Below are 11,001 nucleotides of genomic sequence, written 5' to 3'. Positions count from 1 at the left end.
CGAAGAGAGCATTGTGGCCGCCGACAAGATCGACACCATCGTCAGCCTGAGCAAGCGCCGAGGCTTCGTTTACCCCTGTAGTGAGATCTACGGCGGCCAGAGGGCCGCCTGGGACTACGGTCCCCTCGGCGTGGAGCTCAAGGAGAACATCAAGCGCCAGTGGTGGCGCACGATGGTCACCTCGCGTGACGACATCGTCGGTCTGGACTCCTCGGTCATCCTCGCCCGCGAGGTGTGGGAGGCGTCCGGTCACGTCGAGGCGTTCGTCGACCCACTGACCGAGTGCACCTCCTGCCACAAGCGCTACCGCGCCGACCACCTCGAAGAGGCCTACGAGGCCAAGCGCGGCCGGCTGCCGGAGAACGGCCTCGCCGACATCTCCTGTCCCAACTGCGGGAACAAGGGCACCTTCACCGAGCCCAAGATGTTCAACGGTCTGCTCCAGACCTTCCTGGGCCCCACCCAGGACGAGTCCGGCCGCGCGTACCTGCGCCCGGAGACCGCCCAGGGCATCTTCGTCAACTACAAGGCCGTCGAGCAGACCTCGCGCAAGAAGCCGCCGTTCGGCATCGCCCAGACCGGCAAGAGCTTCCGCAACGAGATCACGCCCGGAAACTTCATCTTCCGCACGCGCGAGTTCGAACAGATGGAGATGGAGTTCTTCGTCAAGCCGGGTGAGGACGAGACCTGGCAGGAGTACTGGATGCAGCAGCGCTGGGACTGGTACGTCGGTCTCGGCCTCAGCCCCGACAACATGCGCTTCTTCGAGCACCCGAAGGAGAAGTTGTCGCACTACTCCAAGCGCACGGTCGACATCGAGTACCGCTTCAACTTCGGTGGCACCGAGTTCTCCGAGCTGGAGGGCATCGCCAACCGCACGGACTACGACCTGCGCACCCACTCGGAGAAGTCCGGCACCGACCTGTCGTACTTCGACCAGGACGCCGGCGAGCGCTGGTTCCCGTACGTCATCGAGCCCGCCGCGGGCCTGAACCGGGCGATGCTCGCGTTCCTGCTCGACGCGTACTTCGAGGACGAGGCGCCCAACGCCAAGGGCAAGCTGGAGAAGCGCACCGTACTGCGTCTGGACCCGCGCCTGGCGCCGGTCAAGGCCGCCATCCTGCCGCTGTCGCGCAACACCGACCTCTCGCCCAAGGCCCGTGGGCTGGCCGCGGACCTGCGCCAGTACTGGAACTGCGACTTCGACGACGCCGGTGCGATCGGCCGTCGTTACCGCCGCCAGGACGAGATCGGCACGCCGTTCTGCATCACCGTCGACTTCGACACGCTCGAGGACAACGCGGTGACCGTGCGCTCGCGCGACACGATGCAGCAGGAGCGGGTCTCGCTCGACCAGGTCGTGGGCTATCTCTCGGCGCGGCTGCCGGGCTGCTGACCCGAACCCGGCCGTAGGCCGCGGAGCACGGGGGACGACACGAGGGGCGCCGTCGCGGACGGCGCCCCTCGTTGTTCGTCGCGCACCGATCGGCGAGCCGACGTCGCGTCGCGGACGAGCCCGCTCAGTCGCGGACCGACCGGCTCACTTGAAGATGCCGGCCATGATGCGGTCCGTCATCCGGTAGGTCAGATCGCTGTAGACGGCGCTCGCCGCCTTCGAGGCTTCCTCGCCCTGGCCCTTGAGCGGACCCCCGTCGGCCCGGCCGATGTCCATCACCAGCACGTAGTGCCCGGTCGTGGTGGCGACCGCGATGTGCTCGGAGCCGTCCTTGAAGGCGACCCCGCTCGACGCGGGCGGTGCGAGCCAGGCCGTCGGCGACGTGGCGAACGGAATCTTCTCCAGCGCCTGCTTCAACGCCTGCGCCTTGGCCTTGTCCGGCACCGAGACCACCGACAACGTCGCCACGTACTTGCCTGCGGAGTCCTTGTACGACCCGCGCAGCACACCCACACAGCCGTTCTGCGTGATCGCGGTGCCGGTCGCGGTGACCACCTTCGAACAGTCCGCGGCAGCGCTGCCGTCGGCGGACAGTTGCCGGTACTTGCCGCCGCTGCGACCGTCGAACTCGGCCGGGTCCTTGAAGAAGTAGTCCGTGGTGAAGGGCAGCTTGTCGGTGGAGACCGCGTCGATGTTGGACGTGTTCGGCGGCGGCGCGGACTGGAAGCCCTTGGGCTCGTCGGTGGGCGCACCGGCCGAACCCTGCGGCGCGGGCAGCGCGCCGCCGTTGCTCGCCGGGTTCGGCGACGAGTTCGCGGCCGGCTTCTTGTCTTCGCCGTCGTCCTTGGACAGGAAGAAGAAGGCCCCGCCGCCGATCACGCCGAGCGCGACCACCGCGGCCACCGGCATCAGCCACTTCCGCCGGCTCGGCGGCGGGGGCGGCGGCTGACCGTACCCCTGGCCGTACTGCTGCTGCGGATACGGCTGACCGTACGGCTGTTGTGCGTAGCCGGGTTGCCCATACGGTTGGCCGCCGTAGGGCTGTTGACCGTTGTTCGGTTGGCCGTACGGCTGTTGCCCGTGGCCGTAGCCGGGCCCGTTCGGGGGCTGCGGGGGCGGGTAGGCACTCATGTTGCGGAGATTAGTTCATCGGGACGACGGGTCAGGGCCGGATTCCGAAGCGTGGTCGGTCGAGCCGGCCAGCCGGGCCCGGGCCTCCATCAACGCGAACCCCAACAGGTTCAGCCCGCGCCAGCGCTCGGGGTCGGCGGCCCGCTCGTCGTCGGCGGCCAGCCCGATGCCCCAGATCCGGTCCAGCGGACTGGCCTCCACCAGCACCCGCTGCCCGGTGCCCAGCAGGAACGCGGCCATCGCGGGGTGCTGCCCGAACTTGGCCACGTTGCCCGCCACGATCAGCTCGAACCGCTCGTCCACCCAGCGCCGCTCGTCGAAGCCGCGCACCTGCCGACCGATCGTTTTGGCGGTTTTCGGGTGGCCCGCCGCCAGCACCCGCCGCTCCGCGTCCGCGTCGCCGAACATCCGCGCCTTGCCCGCCATCATCCAGTGCTCCGCGGTGCGATAGCTCACCCCGTCCACCGTGAACGGCGACGGATACCACTGGCTCAGACAACCCGAGTCCACACCCTCGCGCGGCTCCCGATGGCCCCAGAAGAAGACGTACTTCAGCCGAGGACCACGCCGCGCCCGCAGGACGAGGGACGCGACATCGCGAGGTTCGACGGCGCGCCGGTCACCGGACGCCTCACCGGGCTCGTCGGTCGCCGTGCGGGAATCCCCGGAATCCATGCTCATGGCGACGATCGTGTCAGCACCGACGGACACCCGGAAACAGCTTTTCCCGGTGGGGGACAATGGATCGGATCCATCCCCGCACCCTTCTGGAGCATCGTCCATGGCACCCGCCGACGCACCCACCCCCGACGCGACCGGCAGCCCGTGGGCGCCGTTGCGCCTGGGCGCCGAGGGCGGCGCGCGGATCTGGCCGCCGGTCGTGCTGGCCCCGATGGCCGGCATCACCAACGCGCCGTTCCGCACGTTGTGCCAGGAACAGGCGGAGGCGGCGACCACCGCACGGCCCGCCGGGCTGTACGTCAGCGAGATGATCACCACCCGCGCGTTGGTCGAGCGGGACGCCAAGACGCTGCGCCTGATCCGCTTCGCCGAGACCGAGCGCCCGCGCAGCATCCAGCTCTACGGCGTCGACCCGCACATCGTCGGCCGCGCGGTGGCGATGATCGTGGACGAGGGCCTGGCCGACCACATCGACCTCAACTTCGGCTGCCCGGTGCCCAAAGTCACCCGCAAGGGCGGCGGCTCGGCGCTGCCCTACAAGCGCAATCTGCTGCGCGACATCCTGCGCTCGGCGGTCAAGAACGCGCGCGGCGTGCCGGTCACCATCAAGATGCGCAAGGGCATCGACGACGACCACCTGACCTACCTGGACGCGGGCCGGATCGCCGTGGACGAGGGCATCACCTGGGTCGCCCTGCACGGCCGCACCGCCGAGCAGCACTACGGCGGCACCGCCGACTGGTCCGCCATCGCGCGGCTGAAGGAGGTCGTCACCGACATCCCGGTGCTCGGCAACGGCGACATCTGGGACGCCGAGGACGCGTTGCGGATGATGCGTGAGACCGGCTGCGACGGTGTCGTGGTCGGTCGCGGCTGCCTGGGCCGCCCGTGGTTGTTCCGCGACCTGGTGTCCGCGTTCGAGGGCAGTGCCGAACGATCCCGCCCGACCTTGGGCGAGGCCACCGCGATCATGCGCCGGCACGCGGTGCTGCTCGCCGAGTGGATCGGCGACGAGACGCACGGCGTGACCGATCTGCGCAAGCACGTCGCGTGGTACATGAAGGGCTTCTCGGTCGGCGGGACCATCCGGCGCGGTCTGGCCACCGCGAGCAGCCTGGCCGAACTCGACGACTGGTTCGGGCGACTGGACCTGGACCAGCCCTGGCCGATCGGCGCGGACGGCCCGCGCGGCCGGACCGCCGGCGGCAAGCGGGTGATCCTGCCCGAGGGCTGGCTCGACGACCCCGAGTGCGCGCTGCCCCCGATCGACGCCGAGTTGGACCACTCCGGCGGCTGACCCCCGGCCGACCGCCGGCGGCCGGCATGCGGTCGCGGGTCGCGGCGTGGGCGGGATTCGGCAATTGCGCAAGCTCCCCGATGGCACGCACAGTGACGTCGTACAGTGAGTGGATGCCCAAGATTCGAGCGTCCTCCGTCGCCGAACACCGCGCGATGCAGCACGCCGCGCTGCTCGACGCCGCGCGGAGCCTGCTCGACGAGGGCGGTTTCGCCGCACTGACCTTCCCCGCGCTCGCCGAGCGCACCGGTCTGGCCCGCTCCTCGCTCTACGAGTACTTCGCCTCGCGCGCGGCCGTGGTCGAGGAGCTCTGCGCGGTGGACCTGCCCGCGTGGGTGGCCGAGGTCGAGGACGCGATGGGCGCGACCGAGGACCCGGCGCACAAGATCGCGGCCTACGTGGCCCGCCAGTTGGAACTGGTCGGTGATCGCCGTCATCGGGTGGTCGTCGCGATCTCCACCGGCGAGCTGGACACGAACGCGCGCGAACGCATCCGGGCCGCCCACGGGCGGATCGTCGAACTGGTGGTGGACGCGCTCGCCGCGCTGGGCCACCGGGACCCGATGCTGGTCGCGACGCTGGTCCAGGGCATGGTCGACGCCGCGGTCCGGCGGATCGAATGCGGCGCCGACCCCGGCGCGGTCGAGGCGGCCACGCTGGCACTCGTCCTCGGTGGCGTCGCCCGGGTCGCCGAACCCGATCGGGCAGAGTCCGAATAAGCGGAGCCCGAAGCAGCGGAGCCCGAAATAGCGGAACCCGAAGAGGCAGAGCCGGAGGAAGCGGAGCCCGGACCCGGACGGTTCGGGTACAACCGCACCCGCACCCGCCGCAGCAGGGTCAGCGGATCGCGGTACCCGGGCACCAGCAGTCCCCAGTGCAGGCACGGCTCGGCCAGATGGAACGGTCCCGGCGCGAGCACCCCCAACGGCTCGCCCGCGGCGACCGCGCGCCCGACCGGCACCGACGCGAGCACCGGCTCGTAGGTCGTGCGCACGTCCCCGTGCCGCACGCTGACCACCCCGCGCCCGGCCACCGACCCCGCGAACACCACCACCCCCGCGCCCGCCGCGAGCACCGGTTGTCCGACCCGCGCGGCGAGATCCACCCCACGATGCCCCGCCGACCACGCCGCCTCGGGCGCCTCGAACCCGCGCAGCACCTCGGGCCGGGGATCCAGCGGCCACACCCAGCGCCGGACCGCCGGCGCGGGTCGCACCGTGCCGGTCGCGGCCGGCGGTCCGGCCGTGGACAACACGGCCGTGAGCAAAACGAGACACAGCACGATCGGCCCTCGGCCGGGTTTCGACGCGTTCATGCGGACCAGACTCGTCCGCGTCGAGCCGTACCCCGGCCGACGCGACGCGCACTGTGGACAAAAAGCGGCTCACTGCGTGTAGACAACTTCTTCTGTGCATAACCGGACGGCGATCGTCGAAGACCGATACGGCTCGAAAAGGCCGCATACAGACTGACGAGGCGTCGCAAAAGGGTGGCCGGAAGGCGAGTCGCTCGGCCGCGCGCGGTTCCCGTACACTTCCCGGAGCGGCCCGGCCTTCCGGGTCGACTTCGCGCGCCCACCTTCGAGCCGCCGACGTCCCGCATGGCGAGACGCCACCGAGCGGGACTCGATGGGGACACCTCTCGGTCCGGGAATCCGCAAGGACCTCGGCGTGGTGTCGCGGGCGTCAGGCGTGGCGGCGACCCGTCGCCACGGCACAACCGAGAGTCCCGGGCACGATCGCCGGGACGAGAGCCCAAGGAGCGTACGGCCATGGCCGTCGTCACGATGCGGGAGCTGCTGGAAAGCGGCGTCCACTTCGGTCACCAGACCCGCCGCTGGAACCCGAAGATGAAGCGCTTCATCTTCACGGAGCGCAACGGCATCTACATCATCGACCTGCTCCAGTCGCTGTCGTACATCGACCGCGCCTACGAGTTCGTCAAGGAGACCGTCGCCCACGGTGGCACGATCCTCTTCGTCGGCACCAAGAAGCAGGCGCAGGAAGCGATCGCCGAGCAGGCAACGCGCGTGGGCATGCCCTACGTCAACCAGCGCTGGCTCGGCGGCATGCTGACCAACTTCTCGACCGTCTACAAGCGCCTCCAGCGCCTGAAGGAGCTCGAGCAGCTCGACTTCGACGACGTGGCCGGCTCGGGCATGACGAAGAAGGAACTGCTCGTCCTCAAGCGCGAGAAGGACAAGCTGGCGAAGACCCTCGGCGGTATCCGCGACATGCAGCGCGTGCCTTCGGCCGTGTGGATCGTGGACACCAAGAAGGAGCACATCGGCGTCGGCGAGGCCCGGAAGCTGCACATCCCGGTCGTCGCGATCCTCGACACCAACTGTGACCCCGACGAGGTCGACTACAAGATCCCGGGCAACGACGACGCGATCCGCTCGGTCACGCTGCTCACCCGCGTGATCGCCGACGCCGTCGCCGACGGTCTCATGTCGCGTGCCGGTGGCGCCGCCGCCGACACCAAGGCCACCGCCGGCGAGCCCCTCGCCGACTGGGAGCGCGAGCTGCTCGAGGCCGGCAAGAAGGAAGAGGCCGCTCCGGCCGAAGCCGCCCCCGCCGCCGAGGAGATCGTCGAGTCCGGCTCGGTCACCGAGGCCGATGTCGAGGCCGAGGCCACCGAGGCCGCCGCCGAGGCGCCGGCAACCGAGGCGCCGGCCACCGAGGCCGACCCGCAGGTCTGACCCTGGATCGAGGGGTACGACGGCCCAGCCGGCGTACCCCTCGCCCTGTGCCGGGCCCCGATCACGGTGCGTGCGTACCTGGGTACGTCCCCGTATGTGTCGGAATACCCGCACAGCCCCTTGACCTTCATCGGGTGGGGCGACAACCTCACCCGCAGTCGCTCGGCGCAACCGGGCCGCTGACCCGAGAGACGAGAGAATCAGGACATGGCGAACTTCTCCGCCGCGGACGTGAAGAAGCTCCGTGAGCTCACCGCCGCAGGCATGATGGACTGCAAGAAGGCCCTCGAAGAGGCCGAAGGTGACGTCGACAAGGCTGTCGAGATCCTTCGCGTCAAGGGCCAGAAGGGCGTCACCAAGCGCGAGGGCCGCTCGGCCTCCAACGGTGCCGTCGTCGCGCTGCTCGACGGCAACGCGTCCGGCGTCCTGGTCGAGCTCAAGTGCGAGACCGACTTCGTGGCCAAGAGCCCGAAGTTCATCGAGGCCGCCGAGGCGATCGCCGCGCACGTCGCCAAGAGCTCGCCCGCCGACATCGCCGCGCTGCTCGCGAGCGAGATCGAGGCCGGCAAGACCGTCCAGCAGTACGTCGACGACGCCAACGTCACGCTCGGCGAGAAGATCGTGCTCGACCGCTTCGCGCAGTACGCCGACGGCTTCGTCGCGGCCTACCTGCACAAGACCAGCCCCGACCTGCCCGCGCAGATCGGCGTGCTGATCGAGCTGGACGGCGCCAACGCCGAGGTCGCCAAGGACGTCGCGCAGCACATCGCCGCGTTCTCGCCGACGGTGCTGAACCGCGAGGACGTGCCGGCCGAGACGGTCGAGAACGAGCGCCGCGTGGCCGAGGCCACCGCGCGCGAGGAGGGCAAGCCCGAGGCCGCCCTCGCCAAGATCGTCGAGGGCCGGGTGACCGGCTTCTTCAAGGAGAACGTGCTGCTCGACCAGGCGTTCGCCAAGGACAGCAAGAAGTCCGTGGGCAAGGTCCTGGACGAGGCCGGCGTCAAGGTCAAGCGGTTCACCCGCTTCCGCGTCGGCGTCTGATCCGCCCCTCGCACCACCGCCCCGATTCGGGGCATGCAGTAGGCATGAACGCAAGTGGAAGCAGTATGGCGAGGAGGCCGCAAGGCGTGGAGGGAACCGTGCAGGAAACCGAAACGAAGGCGGCCTCCTCGTCGTCCGCCGAGGGCGACGAGCCGAACCCCTACGCCCGCCGGGTGCTGCTCAAGCTCTCCGGCGAGGCGTTCGCGGGCGGTGGCGCCCTGGGCGTCGATCCCGACACCGTGCAGACCATCGCGCTCCAGATCGCCGACGTGGTCCGCCGGGGCACCGAGGTCGCCATCGTCATCGGCGGTGGCAACTTCTTCCGCGGCGCCGAATTGCAGATCCGCGGCATGGACCGCGCGCGCTCGGACTACATGGGCATGCTCGGCACCGTGATGAACTGCCTGGCGCTGCAGGACTTCCTGGAGAAGCAGGGCATCGACACCCGCGTGCAGACCGCCATCACGATGGGCCAGGTCGCCGAGCCGTACATCCCGCGCCGGGCGGTGCGACACCTGGAGAAGGGTCGCGTGGTCATCTTCGGCGCGGGCATGGGCATGCCCTACTTCTCCACCGACACCACGGCCGCCCAACGCGCGTTGGAGATCGACGCGGTCGCGCTGCTCATGGCCAAGGGTGTCGACGGCGTGTACGACTGCGACCCGAAGGCCAACCCGGACGCGGTCATGTTCGATCACCTGGACCACGCCGAGGTGCTCGCCCGCGGGCTCAAGGTCGCGGACGCCACCGCGATCAGCCTGTGCATGGACAACGAACTGCCGATCGTCGTCTTCAACCTGCTCGTCGAGGGCAACATCGCCCGCGCCGTGCGGGGTGAGAAGATCGGCACCCTGGTCAGCCGTACCGACGGCTGATCGACGGCGACAGGACCGGGACAGGAGCCGACATGATCGACGAGATTCTCCTCGAAGCCGAGGAAAAGATGGAGAAGGCCGTCGTGGTCGCCAAGGACGACTTCGCGGCGATCCGCACGGGCCGGGCCACTCCGGCGATGTTCAACAAGATCCTCGTGGACTACTACGGCTCGCCCACGCCGGTGAACCAGCTCGCGTCGTTCACCACGCCCGAGCCGCGCATGGTCATCGTGACCCCGTTCGACCGCGGTTCGACCAACGCGATCGTCAAGGCGATCCGGGACTCCGACCTCGGGGTCAACCCGACCGACGACGGCAAGCTCATCCGCGTCGTCTTCCCGCAGCTCACCGAGGAACGCCGCAAGGAGTTCATCAAGCTGGCGCGGGGCAAGGGCGAGGACGCGAAGATCTCGTTGCGGGCGATCCGCCGCAAGGCGAAGGAAACGCTCGACAAGCTGGTCAAGGACGGCGAGAGCGGCGAGGACGAGGTGCGTCGCGCCGAGAAGGAACTCGACGACACGACCCACAAGTACGTCGCGCAGATCGACGAGTTGCTGAAGCACAAGGAAGCCGAGCTGCTCGAAGTCTGATGAACGACTCGACCTGGGGCGGTACGCCGCCGGCCGATCCGCCTGCGGGAGCGCACCCCGATCTGCCGCCCGGCCACGACCCGTACGGGTCGTACGGCGCGTGGCCGGAGCAGGTCCCGGACGCCCCGACGGGTCAGGACGCGGCCCACTACGACGCGGCCCGGTCCGGTGGTTACGGGGATGGCGCCACTCGGGCGCAGCAGCACTTTCCCGCCGGCGTCGGGGTACAGACACAGGATGACCACACGCAGGTGCTGTCACCGATCGCGGGTCACGACCCGGGCGACGAACCGGAGCCGCACTCGGGTTCCGCGTTTCGGGACGAGCCCGCCCGGACGGACGCGGCTCGGATCGACCCCGGGCGTGAGGGGCTCGCGGTGACCGAGGAGCCACCCGCGAAACCCGTAGGCAAGGCCGGCCGGAACCTGCCGCAGGCGATCGGAGTCGGTGCCGGGCTGGGCGGGATCATCATCGCCTCGCTGCTCACCCTGCCGGTGCTGTTCGTCGGCGTCGTGCTGCTTGCGGTGCTGGTCGGACTGTGGGAACTGGCGGGCGCGTTCGGTCGTGCCGAGGCGGTCGCCGACGCGTCCGGTCGGACCGCGCAGGGCGCCACCGTCGGACGCGGCATCCGGATCCCGGTGGTACCGCTCGCGGTCGGCTCGGCGGCGATGCTCGTCGCCGGCTACGCGCGCGGTGCGGAGGGGCTCGCGATCGCCACCGCGTTGACCGCCGTGGCGGTGATGATCTGGCGGATGACCGAGGGGCCAGAGGACTTCCTCCGGGACATGACCGCCGGCGTGTTCACCGTCTTCTACCTGCCGTTCCTGGCCGGGTTCGCGGTCCTGATGCTCGGCGACGACGACGGCGCGCAGCGGGTGTTGACCTTCATCATCCTGGTGGTCTGCGCGGACACCGGCGCCTACGCGGCCGGCGTGACCTCCGGCGGCCCGCACAAGATGGCGCCCAGGATCAGTCCCGGGAAGAGCTGGGAAGGCTTCGCCGGCGGGGTGTTCCTGGCCGCCGTCGCGGGTGCGGTCTGCGTGACGACCATGCTCGACGGCGCGTGGTGGCAGGGCGCCGTGGTGGGCGTCGCCGCCGCCGCGGTGTCCGCGCTCGGGGACCTGGCCGAATCGATGATCAAGCGGGACCTGAAGGTCAAGGACATGGGCAACCTGTTGCCCGGTCACGGTGGCGTGATGGACCGACTCGACTCGCTGCTCGCCGCGGCTCCCGTGGTGTGGCTGCTGCTCGCCGTATTCGTATGACCCGGACCTGATCCGGCAAGAAAC

General features: G+C 69.9%; 10 protein-coding genes and 1 pseudogene. 8 read left to right on the top strand and 3 right to left on the bottom strand.

What is annotated here, in order from left to right; all coding sequences use genetic code 11:
• Positions 1–13 precede the first annotated feature (13 nt).
• Positions 14–1,396, top strand: a complete 1,383-nt coding sequence (locus ACZ4FV_RS18445; RefSeq protein ID WP_402231933.1) for a glycine--tRNA ligase — start codon at positions 14–16, stop codon at positions 1,394–1,396.
• 144 nt (positions 1,397–1,540) lie between these two features.
• On the opposite strand, the gene ACZ4FV_RS18440 is transcribed toward ACZ4FV_RS18445, so the two are convergent.
• Complete coding sequence (locus ACZ4FV_RS18440; RefSeq protein ID WP_395862042.1) at positions 1,541–2,527, bottom strand: flagellar basal body-associated FliL family protein; 987 nt, start codon at positions 2,525–2,527, stop codon at positions 1,541–1,543.
• A 15-nt stretch (positions 2,528–2,542) separates the two neighbouring features.
• Positions 2,543–3,208: an NADAR family protein gene (locus tag ACZ4FV_RS18435; RefSeq protein WP_395862044.1), complete on the bottom strand. Its 666-nt coding sequence runs from the start codon at positions 3,206–3,208 to the stop codon at positions 2,543–2,545.
• 100 nt (positions 3,209–3,308) lie between these two features.
• Between ACZ4FV_RS18435 and dusB the strand changes: the two genes are divergently transcribed.
• Positions 3,309–4,505, top strand: a complete 1,197-nt coding sequence (dusB, locus tag ACZ4FV_RS18430) for a tRNA dihydrouridine synthase DusB (RefSeq protein ID WP_465322908.1) — start codon at positions 3,309–3,311, stop codon at positions 4,503–4,505.
• Positions 4,506–4,618: 113 nt separating this feature from the next.
• Positions 4,619–5,224, top strand: coding sequence for a TetR/AcrR family transcriptional regulator (locus ACZ4FV_RS18425; protein ID WP_395862047.1), 606 nt, complete (start codon positions 4,619–4,621; stop codon positions 5,222–5,224).
• A gap of 158 nt (positions 5,225–5,382) precedes the next feature.
• Here ACZ4FV_RS18425 and ACZ4FV_RS18420 read toward each other — a convergent pair.
• A pseudogene (locus tag ACZ4FV_RS18420) lies at positions 5,383–5,820 on the bottom strand (peptidoglycan DD-metalloendopeptidase family protein); the annotation flags it as partial.
• Between the two features lie 456 nt (positions 5,821–6,276).
• Between ACZ4FV_RS18420 and rpsB the strand changes: the two are divergent.
• The 5 genes from rpsB (at position 6,277) to ACZ4FV_RS18395 (ending at position 10,977) form a co-directional block, all read left to right on the top strand.
• Positions 6,277–7,206, top strand: coding sequence for a 30S ribosomal protein S2 (gene rpsB / locus ACZ4FV_RS18415; RefSeq protein ID WP_402231928.1), 930 nt, complete (start codon positions 6,277–6,279; stop codon positions 7,204–7,206).
• A gap of 207 nt (positions 7,207–7,413) precedes the next feature.
• Positions 7,414–8,247 carry a translation elongation factor Ts gene (gene tsf / locus ACZ4FV_RS18410; protein ID WP_395862051.1) on the top strand — a complete coding sequence of 278 codons (834 nt, stop codon included), beginning with the start codon at positions 7,414–7,416 and terminating at the stop codon, positions 8,245–8,247.
• Between the two features lie 65 nt (positions 8,248–8,312).
• Positions 8,313–9,122, top strand: coding sequence for a UMP kinase (gene pyrH / locus ACZ4FV_RS18405; protein ID WP_395862053.1), 810 nt, complete (start codon positions 8,313–8,315; stop codon positions 9,120–9,122).
• A gap of 32 nt (positions 9,123–9,154) precedes the next feature.
• Positions 9,155–9,712: a ribosome recycling factor gene (gene frr / locus ACZ4FV_RS18400; RefSeq protein ID WP_360304662.1), complete on the top strand. Its 558-nt coding sequence runs from the start codon at positions 9,155–9,157 to the stop codon at positions 9,710–9,712.
• Complete coding sequence (locus ACZ4FV_RS18395; RefSeq protein WP_395862055.1) at positions 9,712–10,977, top strand: phosphatidate cytidylyltransferase; 1,266 nt, start codon at positions 9,712–9,714, stop codon at positions 10,975–10,977. The genes frr and ACZ4FV_RS18395 overlap by 1 nt, the downstream gene beginning before the upstream one ends.
• Positions 10,978–11,001 lie beyond the last annotated feature (24 nt).

This window comes from Embleya sp. NPDC025285 (assembly GCF_055558835.1).
This window is presented reverse-complemented; position numbering and strand designations above follow the sequence as displayed.